Here is a 21255-nt window from a genome sequence, read left to right as displayed (position 1 = left end):
ACGCATTCAGTTGCCGCCGCGCTGCAACCCAAATCATTTATGGTACCCCAAAAGGGGAAAATCCTTCTGGCCAACCGGTCAGACGACGTAGTCTTCCAGTGCCGGTTCTTGTTTACAGAGGCGACGCCAGTCCACAATTGGCATACGCACCTGTATGCCCAGACTTCCGTCTTCCTCCATCCACTCTTTTTCGATGGCCTGAAGCTGATAAAAACGACTTCTCAGACGACCTTCTTTTGCCGGCAAACGCAACGTATGCTGCGCAACCTCGCCAGACAGTCGCTCAGTTAAAGCCTGGAATAACAGTGGTACGCCGATTCCGGTCTGGGCGGAAAGCCACACCCGAATCGGTTTATTTTCATCATCACGGTCGATACGCGGTTCAAAATCGTCCAGCATATCGATTTTGTTCATCACCAGCAGCGTCGGAATTTCATGTGCATCGATCTCTTCAAGCACAATATTGACGGCATCGATGTTGTCAGCGACACGCACATCCGCAGCGTCAATGACATGCAATAACAGCGTTGCCTGCCGGGTTTCCTGCAACGTCGCTTTAAACGCCGCCACCAGATCGTGCGGCAGATGGCGAATAAAACCGACGGTATCCGCCAGTACGGTTTCCCCTACATCGGCGACGTCAATACGGCGTAGCGTCGGATCGAGCGTCGCAAACAGCTGATCCGCGGCATACACCTGAGCCTCGGTTATTTGATTAAACAGGGTGGATTTACCGGCGTTGGTATAGCCCACCAGCGACACCGTAGGGATGTCCGCTTTCGTGCGGGAACGACGTCCCTGTTCACGCTGCTTCTCAACGCGTTCGAGACGCGAGAGGATCTGGGTAATACGATTACGCAGAAGACGACGGTCAGTTTCGAGCTGGGTTTCACCCGGGCCACGCAAACCAATCCCGCCTTTCTGTCGTTCAAGGTGGGTCCAGCCACGCACCAGGCGTGTCGCCAGGTGACGCAACTGCGCCAGCTCAACCTGCAACTTACCCTCATGGGTACGCGCACGCTGGGCAAAAATATCTAATATCAACCCCGTGCGATCGATAACACGGCATTCACATAAACGCTCCAGGTTACGTTCCTGGGCTGGGGTCAGCGCATGATCAAAGAGCACAACGGACGCGCCCGTCGCTTTCACGGCATCCGCAATCTCAACGGCTTTACCTTCACCAACAAAATACTTGGGGTGCGGTGCTTTACGGCTCCCGGTAATCACCTGCATTGCTTCGACACCGGCGGAAGAGACCAGAGATTCAAACTCCTGGAGATCTTCCATATCTTTGTCTTGCGAAAAATAGATGTGTACCAGTACCGCCTGCTCACCGGCATCATAACGGTCAAACAAGCGTAAACCCTCAAAAAAGATCAGCGGGGAACACAGAAACCCTGGCTCCCCGATGTAGATAAACAGCAAGCAACCTTATTCGGTCTCTTCGCTGTCCTGCTGCGCAGAAGCCTGTGCATTGCTACCATGATGATAGTTGCTGCTGGAGCCGCCACCCGCGTTGTTGCTATGATGAGAAACCGGGCGAGACGGAACAACAGTGGAAATAGCATGCTTGTAGACCATCTGGCTGACCGTGTTTTTCAACAGGATCACGAACTGATCGAAAGACTCAATTTGCCCTTGCAGCTTGATACCATTCACCAAATAAATTGAAACTGGAACACGTTCCCGACGCAGTGCGTTCAGGAACGGATCTTGTAAAGATTGCCCCTTAGCCATTCTATCTTTTCCTTATATGCTTGTTTTGTACTTAGAACCCGGGAGTTCTGAAAACTGCGTAAAATTTTGCGCACGATACAACTTGATTGTACACATTCAATTCGCGATCGCACCAATAACCTGTAACACTTCGTTGTATGACTCTTGGGGCTTTTCACTGTCTAACCAGTGAACGCCATCCCAGCCGCGCAACCAGGTTATTTGCCGCTTCGCTAACTGCCTCGTGGCGCAAACACCTCTGTAAACCATTTCGTCGTAGGAGATTTCGCCTTCAAGATAAGACCACATCTGGCGATAACCCACACAACGAACGGAAGGCATATCCGTATGCAAATCTCCGCGAGCAAAAAGCGCCCGCACTTCTGCTTCAAAACCCGAAGCTAACATCTGATGAAAACGCTGCTCAATTCGCTGATGGAGCAGTTCACGGCTCGCCGGGGCGATGGCGAACTGATGCACCTGATACGGCAGAGTCTCTCCAGACGTTTGCGTCAGATCTGTTAAAGTTTTACCCGAAATGAAAAAAACTTCCAGTGCCCGGGAAAGCCTTTGCGGATCATTTGGATGGATTCGCGCTGCGGCTACAGGATCAATGGTCTGTAACTGCTGGTGCAACGCGTCCCATCCACGCTCTGCTGCTTGTCTTTCAATTTCTGCTCGTACCGCAGGGTCCGCTGATGGCAAAGGGGACAACCCTTCCAGCAGCGCCTTAAAGTAAAGCATTGTGCCGCCAACCAGCAGGGGAATGCGCCCTTCTGCGGTAATCTCCGCCATAGCGGCCAGCGCATCGCGGCGAAAATCGGCCGCGGAGTACGCCTGCGCCGGGTCAAGAATATCTAACAACCGGTGCGGAGCGGCACGTAATTCTGCGGCATTCGGTTTCGCCGTACCGATATCCATCCCCTGATAGATAAGGGCTGAATCCACGCTTATCAACTCAACTGGCAAAACTTTACGTAACTCAATGGCTAATGCCGTTTTGCCGGAGGCCGTCGGCCCCATCAAAAAAATAGCCTTAGGCAGGCCAGCCTTGCTTACATCACTCATGTTTCAGGGCATTCATCGCCATAGATAAATCAACAGGTTGTAACAAACCATCTGGCGGGGTCTTAACCAGATGCGGACAAAGACGCTCGACGTCGGTAAGCAGGCTAATGGCCTGCGCCATATTCCACTGGGTGTGCTCGCTCGCCAGATGACGGGCCAGCCAGTGGGAAACATTCATCGCATCAATCTCTGTCTGCTGCGCCAGGTAGCCTATCAGTTCAGGAATCAAGATTTGTAAATTTTGTTGTCGTAAGGGTAAAGGCACGGCGCGAATCGTAACGTGTTGGCCATCCGGTACAAATTCGATACCCATTTCGGCCAGTACAGGCTGCGCGCGTTTTAACGCGGCATTTTCTTGCGACGAAACTTTTAGACGCACGGGAATGAGTAGCGGCTGCCCGCACACCGGGCCGCCATTCGGCGACAATTGCGCCTGCCGCAACCAACGTTCCGCCACGGGTAACGCCAGTAACGCTACCCTGCCGCCGCGTTCGAGCAAAGCAAAAGCAGGCGCGACAACCGTCAGTACTCGCCCAAAACTCTGGCTGTGCGCGTCCAGAACGGGAGCAGCCTCTTTGACGACATCCGCTTTACGTTCCGCAGCCGGGGTTTCCAGTAACTGGCGGTACAGTGCGCCTTGCTGCTTCTGATAACCCGGCTGTGCGTTTGGCCACGATGGCGCACGCGAAGAACCTGCCGAAGAAACCCCTAATGAAACAGACGCTCGTGGCGCAGGCTCGCGCATCACCGAGGGTTCGGCAAAGTGATTGCGCCCGGCGGCAATGCGGTTTTCCGGTATCGGGCGCGGTGCGGGTTCATCTTCCAGCGGTAACGCTGTCGCGGTCTGCTGTTGCAGTACGCTCAGCACGCCCTGGTAGATAAAGTCATGCACCAGCCTGGACTGGTGAAAACGCACTTCATGTTTGGCCGGATGTACGTTCACATCGACCTGATGCGGGTCTATCTCTAAATAGAGTACAAATGCCGGCTGCTGATCGGCCCCAAGCTTGTCTTCACAGGCCTGACGAATCGCATGATTAATCAGCCGATCGCGCATCATACGGCCATTCACATAGCAATACTGGATTTCGGCAAACGCGGAGGTGGTCGCCGTGGGCTCGGCCACCCAGCCACGTAGCGCCAGGTCTCCGTGCTGCCATTCGATTTCCAGCGCCTGTTCCAGAAATGCGGTACCGCAAATAGCCCCCAGTCGACGCTCTTTTTGCCCGTTCTGGGTCACCGCACGGTACTGGCGCATCATTTTACCGTTATGGCTCAGGTTGATGGTGACATCAAAACGCGCCAACGCGATGCGTCGAACGACTTCATCGATATGACCAAATTCGGTTTTTTCGGTACGCATGAATTTGCGCCGCGCCGGGGTGTTATAGAAGAGGTCCAGCACTTCCAGCGTGGTACCAACGGGATGGGCGGCCGGTTTAACCGTGACGTCCATATCGCGGCCTTCTGCATAAGCCTGCCAGGCCTCCTGCTGTTCGGCGGTGCGCGAGGTGAGCGTCAAACGCGAAACAGAGCTGATACTGGCCAGCGCTTCACCGCGAAACCCCAGGCTTATGATGGCTTCCAGATCGTCAAGCGAGGCGATTTTACTGGTGGCATGACGTGCCAGCGCCAGCGCCAGCTCATCTTTTTTAATGCCGCCGCCGTTATCGCGAATGCGGATGAGCTTAGCTCCGCCGCGTTCAATGTCGATATCGATGCGGGTCGCGCCCGCATCCAGGCTGTTTTCCACCAGTTCCTTCACCACCGAGGCAGGGCGTTCCACCACTTCGCCAGCGGCGATTTGGTTCGCAAGCTGTGGCGGCAAAACCTGAATCGGCATGAAGTCTCCTTAATTAAGCAATCCGCTGGCGGGCGCTGCGGCGTTAGCCATTTGTCCGGTGCCACCCTGCGGAGCTGACTGCAGAGGGTGCGCAAGGAAATAGTTGCGCAGCCCCGTGTAGATCGCTTCTGCAAGCTGCTGTTGGTACTCATCGCTGCCCAGCATACGCTCTTCGCTGTTGTTACTGATAAACCCGGTTTCAACCAGCACCGACGGAATATCTGGCGAACGAAGCACGCCGAGGCTTGCGTGTTCCGGATGTCGCTTATGCAGCGCGCCAATACGCGCAAGCTGAGTAATCATACTGCTGGCGACATCATAACCGACGCGCTGAGAATGGCCGAACTGTAAATCCAGTACCGCCTGGCTCAGGTAAGGGTCAGACTGGCTGTTCGCCAGCACATCGCCCGCTCCGCCCAACAGCTCAGACTGCTTCTCGTGCTGTTCAAGCCAGCCCGCCATTTCACTGTTGGCGCGACGGTTAGAAAGCACCCAGACAGAGGCGCCGGTAGCATCACGATTCGGTGCGGCATCCGCATGAATCGATACCAGGAAGTTTGCGTTTTGTTTGCGCGCCACGTCTGAACGCCCCATCACCGAGATAAAGTAATCGCCGTCGCGAGTCATTACAGCTTTGAACATCGGGTCATCATTCAGCAAAGTACGCAGTTTACGCGCCACAGAGATAGTGACGTTTTTCTCCTGGGTGCCGCCAGGACCAATCGCGCCCGGATCCTGCCCACCGTGCCCGGCATCAATAGCAATGATGACTTTACTGTCACCGGAAGCCGGACGCGCTTGTGCCGCAGGACGAACCGCCGTATTGCTGCTGGTGACGCTGGTGATGCGATCGTTACTGGCGCTAAAAGGGTTACGCCCGGTTTGGGTCTGCACCGGCTGTGGCACGATGGCTGGTGTTTCAACGCGTTTTGCCACCACTTTTGGCGGTGGGGGCGGAGGCGGCACATCGGCATCAATCGTGAACACCACGGTATAACCTGAGCCGCTTTGCTGTTTCACCGCACGGGTTTTACCGTTTTGCGTTAAATCGACCACCAGACGTAACGACTGGCTATCCTTCGGCGTGCCCGAACGAATGCTTCTGACCAAATTGTTACCGCTGAACTGGAGCGGCAACCCCTGAATAACACCGGTTTGTTTGATATCCAGCGCAACGCTGCGCTTCCCTTCTTGAGAAAAGGCATATTCCGGGTCGCCCATAAAACTGAATGTAATACGGGCCTGGTTATCTCCATTGGAAACCTGAATATCTGACAAACTCGCCGCACCGACCTGCATGCTGAATAAAATCAGTGCGGTCATTAGCCAACTTTTAACGCGATAAATCATCCCGTCATCCCTTAGATTAACCGGCCAAACGTGCCAGTAATGCATCGCCAGATGAGGATACAGCAGTAATGCGCGCCTCACGCCCCTGCGCCTGGTAATCAATATGAATTTCGACATCCGGGTCAGGCAGCACACCCGCACCTTGTTGCGGCCACTCGACCAGGCAAATAGCGTCGTTGGCAAAGTAATCGCGGATCCCCATGAATTCGAGCTCCTCAGGATCCGCAAGACGATACAGGTCGAAGTGGTACACATTCAGCTTATCGAGTGTGTAGGGTTCAACCAGCGTATAGGTCGGGCTTTTTACGTTCCCGTGGTGACCCAGGGCCTGCAGAAAACCCCGGCTGAACGTGGTTTTACCCGCACCCAGGTCGCCATACAGGTAAATCACTGTCGCGCCATCGCAAGCCTGCGCCATGCGTTGCCCCAAAGTCAGGGTCGCTTGCTCGTCAGGTAAAGGAATTACTCGATTCATCATCTTCTGTTTCAATAACGTCCGGGTTAACTACACGCACCAGCGTGGAAAAAAGATCGGTTGCCAGCATGCCCCGCATCCCCTGTCGCGCCGCCAGCACATCTGCCGCAACGCCATGGGCGAGACAGCCTGCGCAGGCCGCGTCATACAGTTCAAGTTTCTGCCCCAGCAGCGCGCCGATAATACCAGACAGCACATCTCCCATACCGCCGCTGGCCATACCCGCATTGCCGGCATCAATAATGCTGACCTTACCGTCAACGCCCGCCACCACCGTCCCCGCGCCTTTAAGAACGACAACGCCTGCGTATCGTTGTAGCAGACGTTGCGCAGAAAGTAAGCGATCACTTTCAATTTCTGCAACGGAGCAGCCAAGCAGACGCGCTGCCTCGCCAGGATGTGGCGTCAGGATGCGATTGTGACGTTTATCGGGATTGATTGCCAGAAGGTTCAGCGCATCGGCGTCCCAGAGCATCGGTTTGCGGAAATTCTCAACTTTCTGCAGGGCTTTTTTGCCCCACTCCTGCTGACCAAGCCCCGGTCCAATGACCACCACATCGGCCCATTCCAGGCTCTCTTCAAGGCTCTGTGGCGTGAGTTGATGTACCATTAGCTCCGGTCGCGCTGTCATGATGGGCGCAATATTTTCGCTACGCGTGAGCACACGCACCAGCCCTGCCCCCGCCCGTAGCGCCGCTTCGCCCGCCATGCGGATAGCGCCAGCCGTGCCATGATCGCCGCCAATGATAACCAGTCGGCCATGAGAACCTTTATGCGAGGTGGGGCGGCGTGGCGTAAACCAGTGGGTAAGGAAACGCGCATCAACCCGGGTCAGTAACGTCTCTTGCCCGGCCAGCCAATTCTCCAGCCCCAGAGCATGATGATGGAGCACGCCGACAACATCCCGGGCCTTACCGGTTAGCAGCCCCGGTTTCAGGGCGATAAAGGTGACGGTGTGTGCAGCCTCGATGACCGCGCCGGGCGTTGTACCGGTCTGGGCCTGTAAACCAGAAGGAATATCCAGCGCCAGGACCGGGGCCGGATGCGCATTAGCCTGGGTTATGAGAGCCGCGATAGCTTCTCCCGGAGCGCTGTGTAGCCCCGTACCCAGTAAGCCATCAATAATCAGATCGACGTCATCAGGCCAGACGATATCCGCGGCATGGATGACACCGCCCGCATTCAGCCACGCCTCTCGCGCTGCCTGTGCCTCTTCCGGCAGCGGCTTACTCCCCTCAATAGCCAACAGGGTCACCCCGATGCCCGCGGCCGCTGCCAGACGTGCGACCACATAGCCATCCCCGCCGTTATTGCCATGGCCGCATAGCACGAGCCAGTGCCGCGTTGCGGCGTAGTGTTCCCGCGCGACGTTGAACGCGGCTTCGCCCGCACGCTGCATCAGCTCAAACAGCGTAATCCCCAGGCTATCTGCTGCCTCCTTTTCCGCCCGTCGCAGTTCATCCGCAGGCCAGATGGAGTGTGGTATACTTACTGCGTATTTCTTCATTGTATGGTCCGTCATGTCAGAACCCCTCGATCTCAATCAATTAGCGCACAGCATCAAACAGTGGGGTACTGAACTGGGTTTTCAGCAGGTCGGGATCGCTGACACCGACCTTTCCGCCAGCGAGCCCAAGCTGCAGGCATGGCTGGACAAACAATATCATGGCGAAATGGAGTGGATGGCGCGACACGGCATGATGCGCGCCCGCCCACACGAGCTTCTGCCCGGCACCTTGCGGGTTATCAGCGTAAGAATGAATTATCTTCCCGCCAATGCCGCCTTCGCCAGCACACTTAAAAACCCGACGCTGGGCTATGTCAGCCGCTACGCGCTGGGTCGCGATTACCATAAATTGTTACGTAACCGATTAAAGCAACTCGGTGAAAAGATCCAGCAGCATTGTGCTTCGCTGAATTTTAGACCCTTTGTGGATTCTGCGCCCATTCTTGAGCGCCCGTTAGCTGAAAAAGCCGGGCTTGGCTGGGTAGGTAAGCACTCACTTATTCTGAATCGCCACGCCGGATCGTTCTTCTTTCTGGGAGAGTTGCTCATTGATTTGCCCCTGCCTGTCGACCAGCCCGTTGAAGAGAACTGTGGTCGCTGCGTGGCCTGCCTCACCATTTGCCCGACCGGGGCGATTGTCGAACCCTATACGGTCGATGCGCGCCGCTGCATCTCTTATCTCACTATTGAGCTGGAAGGCGCGATTCCAGAGGAATTCCGTCCGTTAATTGGTAATCGCATCTATGGTTGCGACGACTGCCAGCTTATCTGCCCGTGGAACCGTTTCTCGCAGTTAACAGACGAAGCTGATTTCAGCCCGCGTAAGGCACTCCATTCACCGGAACTGATTGAATTATTTGCCTGGAGTGAGAGCTGGTTTTTGAAAGTGACGGAAGGATCGGCGATTCGCCGTATTGGTCATCTACGCTGGCTGCGTAATATTGCCGTCGCGCTGGGCAATGCGCCCTGGGACGAAGCCAATATTCGTGCGCTGGAACAACGCCGGGGTGAGCACCCACTTCTTGATGAACATATAGAATGGGCCATTGAGCAACAGGTGGGAAAGCGAAATGCCTGCGTGGTGGAGGTCCAGACAGCGAAGAAACAACGCCTTGTAAGGGTCATCGAGAAAGGGTTAATTCGCGACGCCTGAGCCATCCACAGCTTGTGAATAAAATTAAAAACACATTGCGTATCAATGCCCACAAATTCGTCAAGTGATCCGATTAACAGTTTAAGATGAATTTTTTATTAAACATTTCAATACGTTAAAGTGAGATTATTAATCAGGCGAAGCGATTGTCATTTCAAATGAAGGCGAGCGATCTGTGGATAAGTCTGTTTACAAGAATATGTAAGGACGAAAAAAATCGTCCGCAGCATGTGCTTTCCGCTGTGGATAATTTGATGGAGTAAAAATTTGGAGCGGGAAACGAGACTCGAACTCGCGACCCCGACCTTGGCAAGGTCGTGCTCTACCAACTGAGCTATTCCCGCTTAATCTTCGTCTTTTAAGTTGCCACTTTGTTGCAACTCAAAATCCTGTGATTCGGATGGTACGTATCTTTCGATACTTTCAAATTTTGGAGCGGGAAACGAGACTCGAACTCGCGACCCCGACCTTGGCAAGGTCGTGCTCTACCAACTGAGCTATTCCCGCATAATCTCTGGTTTCACACTGCAACAGCTTGGCTACACGTGCATACCGGCGATTGATGGTGCATTCAAATTTTGGAGCGGGAAACGAGACTCGAACTCGCGACCCCGACCTTGGCAAGGTCGTGCTCTACCAACTGAGCTATTCCCGCAAACATCATTTTTCTTGCTGCCGTAATTTCACATTTCTGTGTCGTCACGGGAGGCGCATTATACGAGAATTCCTTTCTCCTGCAAGCCCCCCGAAAACGATTTTTTAAATTTTTCGTTCAAGTGCTCGATTATTCGTCATCTTGCCTGTTTTTGCACCGGACGGACTACCTTACTCTCTTTTTCATCCGTCCGGACAGCATTTTTATAGCTGAATAAAATGTTCGCGATAGTAAGCAAGCTCGGCCACAGATTCGCGGATATCATCCATCGCCTGGTGCGTGCCCTGTTTTTTGAAACCGTCGAGAATTTCCGGTTTCCAGCGACGCGCTAACTCTTTTAACGTGCTCACGTCCAGATAACGATAGTGGAAGTAAGCTTCCAGTTCCGGCATGTACTTAAACAGAAAACGACGGTCCTGACCGATACTGTTGCCACAAATTGGCGATTTGCCCGCCGGCACCCACTCTTTCAGAAATTCGATGGTCGCCAGTTCAGCCGCACGGTCATCAAACGGGCTTGCCTTGACGCGTTCCACCAGGCCGCTGCCGGTGTGGGTACGTACGTTCCAGTCATCCATCAGCGCCAGTTGAGCGTCAGACTGATGAACCGCAATTGTCGGCCCCTCCGCCAGGATATTCAGATTTGCGTCGGTGACCAGGGTTGCGATTTCAATAATACGATCGCGTTCCGGATTCAGCCCGGTCATCTCCAGATCGATCCAAATCAGGTTGTTTTCATTTGCACTCATGCTATTTTCCACCCTTCTCGCGTCATATTCAGCGTGACTATATTCATCTAAAATAGCGTGTATCATAAAGGTTTTGCCCATCCGGGGCGACCAGGAGCCAGTACGATTGAGTAAAAATAAACTCTCCAAAGGACAACAACGCCGCGTCAACGCGAATCATCAGCGTCGGTTAAAAACGTCTGTGGAGAAAGCCGACTACGATGACAACCTGTTTGGCGAACCGTCTGAGGGCATAGTGATCAGCCGATTCGGCATGCACGCGGACGTTGAATCCGTGGATGGCACCGTACACCGTTGCAATATTCGTCGTACCATTCGTTCGCTGGTCACAGGCGACCGCGTCGTCTGGCGTCCGGGCAAAGAGGCCGCCGAAGGCGTTACGGTAAAAGGCATTGTCGAAGCGGTACACGAGCGCACGTCCGTTCTGACTCGCCCGGATTTCTATGACGGCGTGAAGCCGATCGCTGCGAATATTAATCAGATCGTGATCGTCTCCGCCATCCTGCCGGAACTGTCGCTGAATATTATCGATCGCTACCTGGTGGCCTGCGAAACGCTGAACGTTGAGCCCTTGATCGTTCTGAACAAAATCGATCTGCTGGACGATGAAGGCATGGCCTTTGTGAATGAGCAGATGGATATCTACCGCAAAATTGGCTATCGCGTCTTGATGGTATCCAGCCACAAGAAAAACGGTCTGCAGCCGCTTGAAGAGGCCTTAACTGACCGCATCAGCATCTTTGCCGGGCAGTCTGGCGTGGGTAAATCAAGCCTGCTGAATAACCTGCTTGGCTTACAGAATGAGATCCTCACCAACGAGGTTTCTGATAACTCCGGTCTGGGTCAGCATACGACCACTGCGTCACGTTTGTATCACTTCCCCCACGGCGGCGATGTTATTGATTCTCCTGGAGTGCGTGAATTTGGGCTCTGGCATCTGGAGCCGGAACAAATTACTAACGGCTTTGTCGAATTCCATGACTATATCGGCCACTGCAAATACCGTGACTGTAAACACGCCAGCGACCCAGGCTGCGCCATTCGTGAAGCCGTCGAGAAGGGCGAAATCGCCGAGACGCGGTTCGAAAATTATCACCGTATTCTTGAAAGCATGGCACAAGTAAAAACGCGTAAAAGCTTTTCTGAATCCGATGACTGACAACTAAGCTAAGCGTCGTTAGAATCGTCCCCTTTTTTGCAAAGACCTGGCGATAGCGCCGGGTCAGGAACGACAAAAACAATGGCCTGGAGGCTACTTTGTTAAACTCATTTAAACTTTCGCTTCAATACATTCTGCCTAAACTGTGGCTCACTCGCCTGGCGGGCTGGGGTGCAAGCAAACGCGCAGGTTGGCTGACTAAACTGGTTATTGATCTGTTCGTCAAATACTACAAGGTCGATATGAAAGAGGCGCAAAAGCCGGACACAGCCAGCTATCGCACCTTCAACGATTTCTTTGTACGCCCGTTACGTGATGACGTTCGCCCGCTGAATACCGATCCGAACATTCTGGTCATGCCCGCAGACGGCGTAATAAGCCAGCTCGGTAAAATCGAAAACGACAAAATCCTGCAAGCCAAAGGTCACGATTACAGCCTTGAAGCCCTGCTGGCAGGCAACTACCTGATGGCGGACCTGTTCCGTAATGGTTCTTTTGCCACCACTTATCTGTCACCGCGTGACTATCACCGCGTGCATATGCCCTGCAATGGTATTCTGCGGGAAATGATTTACGTCCCGGGCGACCTGTTTTCGGTTAACCATCTGACTGCGCAGAACGTGCCGAACCTGTTTGCCCGTAACGAGCGCGTCATTTGCTTGTTCGATACTGAATTTGGCCCGATGGCGCAAATTCTGGTTGGTGCCACGATTGTCGGCAGTATTGAAACAGTCTGGGCCGGTACGATCACCCCGCCGCGCGAAGGCATCATCAAACGCTGGACCTGGCCTGCAGGCGAAAGCGAGGGTGCAGTGGCGCTGCTGAAAGGTCAGGAGATGGGCCGTTTCAAACTGGGTTCAACGGTGATTAACCTGTTCGCGCCGGGTAAAGTGAATCTGGCGGAACACCTGCAAAGCCTTTCTGTGACCAAAATCGGCGAGCCGCTGGCCATCTCCACCGAAACGCTGTTTACGCCGGAAGCTGAACCGACGCCTCTGCCGGCAGAAGAAATTGCCGCCGAACGGGATGCCAGCCCGCTGGTAGACGACAAGAAAGACGAAGTTTAACGAAGAAGGTAAGCTGTAGTGCGCCTGATTATCATTTTTCTGATGGCCTGGTGCCTCAGCCTGGGGGCTAATGCAGCAACGGCCCCTGATGCAAAACAAATCTCGCAAGAACTGGAGCAAGCCAAAGCGGCAAAAGCCACGCCCGAACAGGCTGAAACCGTCGAGGTGCTCCAGGCCGCGCTGAACGCGCTTGAAGAACGTAAAGGTTCGCTTGAGCGCGCTCAGCAATATCAAGATGTTATCGATAATTTTCCCAAACTTTCCCGAACGCTACGCTCGCAGTTAGATAACCTGCGCGATGAGCCAAAATCGGTGCCTGCCAATATGAGCACCGACGCGCTGAATCAGGAAATTCTGCAGGTCAGCAGTCAATTGCTGGAAAAAACCCGCCAGGCGCAACAAGAGCAAGAGCGTGCCCGGGAAATTAACGATTCGCTGAGCCAGCTTCCACAACAGCAAACGGATACCCGCCGTCAGGTCAATGAAGTTGAACGTCGTATCGGCACGCAAACCAGCAATACGCCGCTCGCGCAGGCGCAAAATCTCAGTGCGCAGGCAGAGTCTGCAAAGCTGAGGGCGCTGGTCGATGAACTGGAACTGGCACAGCTGTCGGCGAATAACCGCCAGGAATTGTCGCGGATGCGCTCCGAGCTGGCCCAAAAGCAGGCACAGCAACTCGATGCCTACCTGCAGGCTTTGCGCAACCAGCTTAACAGCCAGCGTCAGCGTGAAGCCGAACAGGCGCTGGAGAGTACCGAGCAACTGGCGGAAAACAGCGACAACCTACCGCCGGGTATTGTTGAACAGTTCAAGATCAACCGTGAGCTGTCGCAGGCGCTGAATCAGCAGGCGCAGCGCATGGATTTGGTCGCCTCGCAGCAGCGTCAGGCGACCAATCAGATGTTGCAGGTCCGTCAGGCGCTGAACACCCTGCGCGAGCAGTCACAGTGGCTGGGTGCGTCAAATATGCTCGGCGAAGCGTTGCGTGCTCAGGTCGCCCGATTACCGGAGATGCCTAAGCCCCAGCAGCTCGACACGGAAATGGCGCAGTTGCGGGTGCATCGGATGCGCTACGAAGATCTGGTGAACAAGCAGCCTCAGTTGCGACAGATTCGCCAGGCTGACGGCCAGCAACTGACGGCTGAACAGAGCCGTATCCTTGATGCCCAGTTGCGTACGCAGCGCGAGCTCCTCTCCTCATTACTGCAGGGCGGTGATACGCTGATACTGGAGCTGACAAAGCTTAAAGTGTCCAATAGCCAGCTTGAGGATGCGCTGCGCGAGGTGAATGAAGCCACCCACCGTTACCTTTTCTGGACGGCGGACGTCAGTCCGATGAGTCTGAGCTGGCCGGTTGAAATCGTGCAGGATCTGCGACGCCTGATCTCGCTGGATACCTTTAGCCAACTCGGCAAGGCCAGCGCGATGATGCTGACCAGCAAGGAGACCCTGCTCCCGCTTTTCGGCGCACTTATCCTTGTGGGTTTTAGCCTCTACTCGCGTAAGCATTTCACCCGTTTTCTGGAGCGTTCCAGTGCCAAAGTCGGTAAAGTCACCCAGGATCATTTCTGGCTAACAATGCGCACCGTGTTCTGGTCGATTCTGGTCGCCCTTCCACTTCCTGTCCTGTGGGCAACGCTCGGTTACGGCTTACGCGAAGCCTGGCCTTATCCGCTGGCAGTGGCGATTGGCGACGGGGTCACCGCGACCGTTCCGCTACTGTGGGTCGTCATGATTTGCGCCACCTTCGCCCGCCCAACCGGGCTATTTGTCGCCCATTTCGGCTGGCCGCGTCATCGTGTGGCGCGTGGAATGCGTAACTACCTGATGAGCATTGGTTTTATCGTGCCATTGATTATGGCGCTGATCATGTTCGATAACCTCAATGACAGGGAGTTTTCCGGGTCACTGGGGAGGCTCTGTTTTATCCTGATTTGTGGTGCGCTGGCGGTCGTCACGCTCAGCCTTAAACGCGCCGGGATCCCGCTCTACGTCGACAAGAGTGGTTCGGGCGACAATATGCCGAACCGCCTGCTGTGGAATCTGTTGCTAAGCGCGCCGCTCATTGCGATTCTGGCTGCCGCGGTGGGTTATCTGGCCACCTCGCAGGCACTACTGGCACGTCTGGAGACCTCCGTCGCTATCTGGTTCCTGTTGCTGGTGGTCTATCACATTATTCGCCGCTGGATGCTGATTCAGCGGCGCCGTCTGGCGTTCGATCGTGCCCGACATCGTCGTGCTGAGATCCTCGCCCAGCGCGCGAAAGGCGAAGATGAGACGCCGCACTCCACCAGCACCGAAGGATCGGTGGAGATAGACGAGAAAGAGCTCGATCTGGACGCCATTAGCGTGCAATCACTGCGTCTGGTTCGCTCGATCCTGATGCTTATCGCGCTGCTCTCGGTCATTGTACTGTGGTCAGAAATTCACTCGGCGTTCGGCTTCCTGGAGAACATTTCCTTATGGGATGTCACCTCCACGGTGCAGGGAGTAGAAAGTCTTGAGCCCATCACCCTTGGCGCGGTGCTGATCGCCATTCTGGTGTTTATCATCACCACGCAACTGGTGCGTAACTTCCCGGCGCTGCTGGAGCTTGCCCTGTTACAGCACCTGGATCTCACCCCTGGCACCGGTTACGCCATCACGACCATCACCAAATACCTGCTAATGCTGTTTGGCGGGCTGGTTGGATTCTCAATGATCGGCATCGAATGGGCAAAACTACAGTGGCTGGTTGCCGCCCTCGGTGTCGGTCTGGGCTTTGGCCTGCAGGAGATCTTCGCTAACTTTATTTCAGGCCTGATCATTTTGTTCGAGAAACCGATCCGCATCGGCGATACCGTGACGATCCGCGACCTGACCGGTAGCGTCACGAAGATCAACACTCGCGCCACGACGATCAGCGACTGGGATCGCAAAGAGATCATCGTGCCAAATAAGGCGTTTATTACCGAGCAGTTTATCAACTGGTCGCTGTCGGATTCGGTGACGCGTGTAGTACTGACAGTGCCGGCACCCGCCGATGCCAATAGCGAAGAGGTCACGCAGATCCTTTATACCGCGGCGGAACGTTGTACGTTTGTGATTGATAACCCTGCTCCGGAAGTGTTCCTGGTTGATCTCCAGCAAGGGATTCAGCTGTTTGAACTGCGTATCTACGCGGCAGAGATGGGGCATCGTATGCCGCTGCGCCATGAGATCCACCAGTTGATTCTGGCGGGCTTCCGTGAGCATGGCATTGATCTGCCGTTCCCGCCTTTCCAGATGCGGCTTGAAAGTCTCGATGGCAAGCGCACGGCGCGCACGCTGACATCGGCAGGGAAAGGGAATCGTCCGGCGGGAAGTGTGTAGTGTGATACCAGCACAGTAAGCCAATGAGAAAGGGAAAAATCGAGCAAACTCCATATTTAATATGGAGTTATGCTTTATAAATAACCCGGTGTATGATTTTTACCAGCATAGCTGATAACGAAGAAAGAAACACCAGACCCAGAACAGGGCAACAGCAACCACGACAGAATATTGCCAGCCACTACGTTGTTTTTTATACGTCATGGCATAAATAAACGGGAAAAATACGGGAATGGTCATCGCTACACCAATCGGGCGGATATCATCGTTCTCAATGTAAATCATAAGGTCGCAGATGTTGTTTATTCCGTTACCATCAATAAACCACTCTTTATCCTGTGTGGAGAACAATGAAATCCATAATATACTAACCCAGAACCAGATAAAATTAAGTGTGAATGATTTCCAGCTCAATTACCACCTCGCATAATTTTCATTATTGCTTCTTTTTTCTCAACAATTCTCCTTCCGTATTCGCTATATTCGCGCCCGGGCGCACCTTTTGGGGCTACAATTGAGTCAATAAAATCTTGTTTCTGCCTTTCCAGTCCTCGATTATACCGAGACCCGGCCAAAATTATTTGCTCATCGGTTAAATTGGCCGTATCAACATCTGGATAATCATACATAATTAAATCACGTAAATGAAAAGCGACAACCCTGATATTAAAACTATTATCAAGTAAGCATCTTGATAATTGAAACTGTTCATAAGATGTTAAAATATCAGGTCTGACCCCTATTGTTCGAGCTGCCACACCTAATTGTATAGCAACAGACCCTACCGAAGTAGAATTAGAGATTTTGTTATTATGTTTTCTTAAGATAGTTTCTAATACTTGCTTCAGTTGTAAAACGCCTATTGATTTAAAACGCTCAGGCGTCCCACCAACTTCTGCTGCGGCAACGCCCGCCAATAGCAACAATGGAACCTGTGCTTCTCTGGCATATTGCTTCAACATTTCCCGATGGTGAACCAGCCAGGCTGTTTTATATAACCATAAATGCGCTTTACCTGTACTGAATGTCCAGTTCGAGGGAAGGTAATACCATCGAAAAAAATTCACCCCATTCCAGTGAGGGAACCCATATTCATCAACCTTACAGAATATTAAATTATCACTCATGGAAAAACCCACTCTATAAATCAATAGCCAAGAGAGAGTAAAAATAAAAGTACTTCGTTAATATTAACGTGACTGATATCGCACAAAGTAGAAATGAACCGCATAAAAAGCAATCTATTTATATAATTTACATGTATTAATGTCGATCAATAATAATTAGATTAAATAAATAGCGAGAGGTCGATGATTTTCACCGACCTTATTAAAAAAATTAAGCCCGGTCGACGGTGAACGCCATCACCTCAGCGAGGCTTTCTGCCCCCAGCGCCAGCATCACCAGACGATCAACCCCCAGCGCCACTCCGGAGCAATCCGGCATACCGGCTTTCAGGGCTTCCAGCAGATTCATATCCACGGGTTGCTGCGGCAAACCACGCGCGGCACGCTTACGATTATCCTGCTCAAAACGCTGCTGCTGTTCGCGGGCATCGGTCAGTTCATGGAAACCATTCGCCAGTTCAATACCTTTGAAGTAGACCTCAAAACGTTCTGCCACGCGATGATCTTCGGTGCTGATTTGCGCCAGCGCGGCCTGGCTTGCCGGGAAGTGATAGACAAACGCCGGACGGTCTTTGCCGATATGCGGTTCCACGCCCATGGTAAACAGCAGTTGCAGTAAGGTATCGCGGTCTTCTTCAGTGTCTGCGATATTGCTTAAATCGAGCTTCGCCGCCACTTCACGCAGCTGAGGTTTATCCGCAGAAAGCGGATCGATTTCCAGGTAGCGCTGGAACGCCTGCTGATAAGAGAGCGACTCCGCTGCCGGACACTCCAGCACCTGTTGCAAAAGGTCATCCACTTCATTCATCAGACGATACATATCGTAATGCGGGCGGTACCACTCCAGCATGGTGAACTCAGGATTATGATGACGCCCCATTTCCTCATTACGGAAGCTACGGCACAGCTGGAAAACCGGACCGCATCCTGCCGCCAGAAGGCGCTTCATGTGGTATTCCGGGCTGGTCATCAGATAAAGGTTCATCCCTTGAGAATGGCCGGGACCAACGAAACGGGTCTCAAACGGGAACAGATGAATATCGGTTACCGTGGCCTGGCTCATACAAGGCGTTTCCACCTCTAACACGCCGCGATCGGCGAAGAAGCGCCGAACTTCCGCCATAATAGTTGCGCGTTTTAATAAGTTAGGGATGGATGCGCTCGGCTGCCAGGTTGCCGTCTCGCTCATGGTACTTTCTCCGAATTCAAACAAGGGCACGAAGTCTACCCGTATCGGCTCAGAGAGACAAATTTTGAGCGGAATAAGGGTTCAGCGTTGGGAGGTAAAAACACTAAAGGTTGGGGGTTTTGTAATTAAATTAATCAAAATCAATGATGTTTTAGGCCATTCATACATTAAAAAAATCGAACAGGTCAAATTTCCCTCATAGTCCTAAGATTATAATGCGTACCAATAAAGGAGCAGTGGAATCGTATTCGAGGCCCTGGCTGGTCAGGCACAAAGTCAGATCAAAACGGGTTGCGAAATAACAATAATCAGGAGGAATGTCGTGCAAACTTTTCAAGCCGATCTTGCTGTAATTGGCGCGGGTGGGGCGGGTTTACGTGCCGCCATAGCTGCCGCCCAGGCAAACCCAAATGCTAAAATCGCCCTTATTTCAAAAGTTTACCCCATGCGTAGCCACACCGTGGCCGCAGAAGGCGGTTCCGCCGCCGTTGCACAGGATCATGACAGCTTCGAGTACCACTTTCACGACACGGTAGCCGGTGGCGACTGGCTGTGCGAGCAGGATGTCGTTGACTACTTTGTTCGTCATTGCCCCACCGAAATGACACAGCTTGAACTCTGGGGCTGCCCGTGGAGCCGCCGCCCTGATGGCTCTGTCAACGTACGCCGCTTTGGCGGAATGAAGATCGAACGCACCTGGTTTGCCGCAGATAAAACCGGCTTCCATATGCTACATACCCTCTTCCAGGCATCGCTCCAGTTCCCGCAAATTCAGCGTTTCGATGAGCACTTCGTGCTGGATATCCTGGTCGACGAGGGACATGCGCGCGGCCTGGTGGCAATGAACATGATGGAAGGCACGCTGGTGCAGATTCGTGCCAACGCGGTTGTGATGGCGACAGGCGGCGCGGGCCGTGTTTACCGTTACAACACCAATGGCGGTATTGTCACGGGCGACGGAATGGGCATGGCACTTGCCCATGGCGTACCGCTGCGTGATATGGAGTTTGTCCAGTACCACCCCACCGGGCTGCCGGGTTCCGGTATTTTGATGACAGAAGGCTGCCGTGGCGAAGGCGGTATCCTGGTCAACAAAAACGGCTACCGTTATCTGCAGGATTACGGCATGGGTCCTGAAACCCCGCTGGGCGAACCGAAAAACAAATATATGGAGTTGGGGCCGCGCGATAAAGTGTCGCAGGCATTCTGGCATGAATGGCGTAAAGGCAACACCATTTCGACCCCACGCGGCGATGTCGTCCATCTTGACCTGCGCCATCTTGGCGAGAAAAAACTGCTGGAACGTCTGCCCTTTATTTGCGAACTGGCAAAAGCCTACGTTGGCGTTGATCCAGTAAAAGAACCGATTCCGGTACGCCCTACCGCGCACTACACCATGGGCGGTATCGAAACCGACCAGCAGTGTGAGACCCGCATTCAGGGGCTGTTTGCCGTGGGTGAATGTTCATCCGTAGGCCTGCATGGCGCAAACCGCCTTGGCTCTAACTCACTGGCGGAACTGGTCGTGTTTGGCCGCCTGGCGGGTGAACAGGCTATGGCGCGTGCCGCCTCTGCCACTGCGGCCAGCGACGCAGCGCTGAACGCACAGGCCGCAGATGTTGAGCAACGGCTGAAAAATCTGGTTAATCAGGAAGGCACGGAAAGCTGGGCTAAAATTCGTGACGAAATGGGTGAGTCAATGGAAGAAGGCTGCGGTATCTACCGTACGCCAGAACTGATGCAAAAAACCGTTGATAAACTGGCGGAGTTGCAAGAGCGTTTCAAACGCGTGCGCATCACGGATACATCCAGCGTGTTCAATACCGACATCCTTTATACCATTGAACTGGGACATGGCCTGAACGTCGCCGAATGTATGGCCCATTCCGCACTGGCACGTAAAGAGTCGCGCGGAGCGCATCAACGTCTGGATGAAGGCTGCACGGAGCGCGATGACGTCAACTTCCTCAAACACACCCTGGCGTACCGGGACGCAGACGGTACTACCCGTCTCGATTACAGCGACGTGAAGATAACGACGCTGCCGCCTGCGAAACGTGTTTACGGTGGTGAAGCGGAAGCCGCTGACAAGAAGGAGTCGACCCATGGCTGAGATGCAAACCCTGAAAGTTGAGGTGGTGCGATATAACCCGGAAATAGATACCGCTCCGCACAGCGCCTTTTATGATGTGCCTTACGATGAGCAAACGTCGTTGCTGGACGCGCTGGGTTATATCAAAGATAACCTGGCGCCTGACCTGAGCTATCGCTGGTCCTGCCGTATGGCGATTTGCGGTTCCTGCGGCATGATGGTCAACAAGGTGCCGAAACTGGCCTGTAAAACGTTTTTACGTGACTACACGAAGGGGCTAAAAATCGAGGCGCTGGCCAACTTCCCTATTGAGCGTGATTTAGTGGTCGACATGACCCACTTTATCGAAAGCCTGGAGGCCATTAAGCCCTACATCATTGGCAACACGCGTACGCCGGATCAGGGAACGAACAAGCAAACCCCGGCGCAGATGGCGAAATACCATCAATTCTCCGGCTGTATCAACTGTGGTCTGTGCTATGCGGCATGTCCGCAGTTTGGACTCAATCCGGAGTTTATTGGTCCTGCTGCCATCACGCTGGCGCACCGCTACAACCTGGATAACCGCGACCACGGGAAACAGCAGCGTATGCCGCAGTTGAACAGCCCAAACGGAGTCTGGAGCTGTACCTTCGTGGGCTACTGCTCGGAAGTGTGCCCGAAACACGTCGACCCGGCGGCCGCTATCCAGCAGGGCAAAGTGGAAAGCTCGAAAGACTTTCTTATCGCCACTCTGAAACCACGCTAAGGA

17 protein-coding genes and 3 tRNA genes are annotated in these 21255 nt (G+C 53.6%); 6 read left to right on the top strand and 14 right to left on the bottom strand.

All coding sequences use genetic code 11. The features are described 5' to 3' along the window. Window positions 1-78: 78 nt before the first annotated feature. The 7 genes from hflX to nnr all read right to left on the bottom strand — a co-directional run bounded on the left by hflX (window position 79) and on the right by nnr (window position 7977). Window positions 79-1359, bottom strand: coding sequence for a ribosome rescue GTPase HflX (hflX, locus tag L2097_RS14915; RefSeq protein WP_047373417.1), 1281 nt, complete (start codon window positions 1357-1359; stop codon window positions 79-81). A gap of 75 nt (window positions 1360-1434) precedes the next feature. Then, window positions 1435-1740 carry an RNA chaperone Hfq gene (gene hfq, locus L2097_RS14910; protein WP_047372096.1) on the bottom strand — a complete coding sequence of 102 codons (306 nt, stop codon included), beginning with the start codon at window positions 1738-1740 and terminating at the stop codon, window positions 1435-1437. A gap of 96 nt (window positions 1741-1836) precedes the next feature. Then, window positions 1837-2787: a tRNA (adenosine(37)-N6)-dimethylallyltransferase MiaA gene (gene miaA, locus L2097_RS14905; RefSeq protein WP_047372097.1), complete on the bottom strand. Its 951-nt coding sequence runs from the start codon at window positions 2785-2787 to the stop codon at window positions 1837-1839. Continuing rightward, the gene (gene mutL, locus L2097_RS14900) at window positions 2780-4630 is read right to left on the bottom strand and encodes a DNA mismatch repair endonuclease MutL (RefSeq protein ID WP_250353187.1); all 1851 of its coding nucleotides are present in this window, start codon (window positions 4628-4630) and stop codon (window positions 2780-2782) included. The genes miaA and mutL overlap by 8 nt, the downstream gene beginning before the upstream one ends. Window positions 4631-4639: 9 nt before the next feature. Continuing rightward, window positions 4640-5980, bottom strand: a complete 1341-nt coding sequence (gene amiB, locus L2097_RS14895) for an N-acetylmuramoyl-L-alanine amidase AmiB (protein WP_047372099.1) — start codon at window positions 5978-5980, stop codon at window positions 4640-4642. 16 nt (window positions 5981-5996) lie between these two features. Further along, a complete protein-coding gene (gene tsaE / locus L2097_RS14890) occupies window positions 5997-6458 on the bottom strand; it encodes a tRNA (adenosine(37)-N6)-threonylcarbamoyltransferase complex ATPase subunit type 1 TsaE (protein ID WP_085005171.1) in 462 nt (153 codons plus the stop codon). After that, a complete protein-coding gene (gene nnr / locus L2097_RS14885; protein WP_085005170.1) occupies window positions 6430-7977 on the bottom strand; it encodes a bifunctional ADP-dependent NAD(P)H-hydrate dehydratase/NAD(P)H-hydrate epimerase in 1548 nt (515 codons plus the stop codon). Before nnr ends, tsaE begins: the two co-directional genes overlap by 29 nt. Between nnr and queG the strand changes: the two genes are divergently transcribed. After that, on the top strand, window positions 7976-9115 hold the full coding sequence (queG, locus tag L2097_RS14880; protein ID WP_250353186.1) for a tRNA epoxyqueuosine(34) reductase QueG: 1140 nt from the start codon (window positions 7976-7978) through the stop codon (window positions 9113-9115). The genes nnr and queG overlap by 2 nt on opposite strands. 268 nt (window positions 9116-9383) lie before the next feature. On the opposite strand, the gene L2097_RS14870 is transcribed toward queG, so the two are convergent. The 4 genes from L2097_RS14870 to orn form a co-directional block, all read right to left on the bottom strand. Further along, a tRNA-Gly gene (locus tag L2097_RS14870) sits at window positions 9384-9459 on the bottom strand. Between the two features lie 87 nt (window positions 9460-9546). Beyond that, window positions 9547-9622 (bottom strand) — tRNA-Gly (locus tag L2097_RS14865). Window positions 9623-9694: 72 nt separating this feature from the next. Further along, window positions 9695-9770 (bottom strand) — tRNA-Gly (locus tag L2097_RS14860). Between the two features lie 203 nt (window positions 9771-9973). After that, on the bottom strand, window positions 9974-10519 hold the full coding sequence (gene orn, locus L2097_RS14855) for an oligoribonuclease (protein ID WP_047372103.1): 546 nt from the start codon (window positions 10517-10519) through the stop codon (window positions 9974-9976). Window positions 10520-10625: 106 nt separating this feature from the next. On the opposite strand from orn, the gene rsgA reads away from it, so the two are divergent. The 3 genes from rsgA (at window position 10626) to mscM (ending at window position 16096) form a co-directional block, all read left to right on the top strand. Further along, on the top strand, window positions 10626-11678 hold the full coding sequence (gene rsgA / locus L2097_RS14850; protein WP_047372104.1) for a small ribosomal subunit biogenesis GTPase RsgA: 1053 nt from the start codon (window positions 10626-10628) through the stop codon (window positions 11676-11678). Window positions 11679-11776: 98 nt separating this feature from the next. Further along, complete coding sequence (asd, locus tag L2097_RS14845) at window positions 11777-12745, top strand: archaetidylserine decarboxylase (RefSeq protein ID WP_047372105.1); 969 nt, start codon at window positions 11777-11779, stop codon at window positions 12743-12745. A gap of 18 nt (window positions 12746-12763) precedes the next feature. Then, window positions 12764-16096 carry a miniconductance mechanosensitive channel MscM gene (mscM, locus tag L2097_RS14840; protein ID WP_085005854.1) on the top strand — a complete coding sequence of 1111 codons (3333 nt, stop codon included), beginning with the start codon at window positions 12764-12766 and terminating at the stop codon, window positions 16094-16096. A 99-nt stretch (window positions 16097-16195) separates the two neighbouring features. Here the strand turns inward: mscM and L2097_RS14835 are convergent, their stop codons facing one another. The 3 genes from L2097_RS14835 to epmA form a co-directional block, all read right to left on the bottom strand. Beyond that, window positions 16196-16510 carry a YjeO family protein gene (locus L2097_RS14835; RefSeq protein ID WP_250353185.1) on the bottom strand — a complete coding sequence of 105 codons (315 nt, stop codon included), beginning with the start codon at window positions 16508-16510 and terminating at the stop codon, window positions 16196-16198. Further along, the gene (locus L2097_RS14830; RefSeq protein WP_250353184.1) at window positions 16507-17223 is read right to left on the bottom strand and encodes a hypothetical protein; all 717 of its coding nucleotides are present in this window, start codon (window positions 17221-17223) and stop codon (window positions 16507-16509) included. The genes L2097_RS14835 and L2097_RS14830 overlap by 4 nt, the downstream gene beginning before the upstream one ends. A 211-nt stretch (window positions 17224-17434) precedes the next feature. Further along, on the bottom strand, window positions 17435-18412 hold the full coding sequence (gene epmA, locus L2097_RS14825) for an elongation factor P--(R)-beta-lysine ligase (RefSeq protein WP_085005855.1): 978 nt from the start codon (window positions 18410-18412) through the stop codon (window positions 17435-17437). A 322-nt stretch (window positions 18413-18734) separates the two neighbouring features. Here epmA and frdA point away from each other — a divergent pair, with 322 nt between their 5' ends. Continuing rightward, on the top strand, window positions 18735-20525 hold the full coding sequence (gene frdA / locus L2097_RS14820; RefSeq protein WP_085005856.1) for a fumarate reductase (quinol) flavoprotein subunit: 1791 nt from the start codon (window positions 18735-18737) through the stop codon (window positions 20523-20525). Further along, the gene (locus L2097_RS14815) at window positions 20518-21252 is read left to right on the top strand and encodes a succinate dehydrogenase/fumarate reductase iron-sulfur subunit (protein WP_250353183.1); all 735 of its coding nucleotides are present in this window, start codon (window positions 20518-20520) and stop codon (window positions 21250-21252) included. The genes frdA and L2097_RS14815 overlap by 8 nt, the downstream gene beginning before the upstream one ends. Window positions 21253-21255: the final 3 nt, after the last annotated feature.

Origin of the sequence: Citrobacter sp. MNAZ 1397, from assembly GCF_023613995.1 — a bacterium.
GTDB classification, from domain to species: Bacteria; Pseudomonadota; Gammaproteobacteria; order Enterobacterales; family Enterobacteriaceae; genus Phytobacter; species Phytobacter ursingii.
The sequence above is the reverse complement of the archived record's forward strand: the minus strand, read 5'-3'. Positions and strand labels throughout refer to the sequence as shown.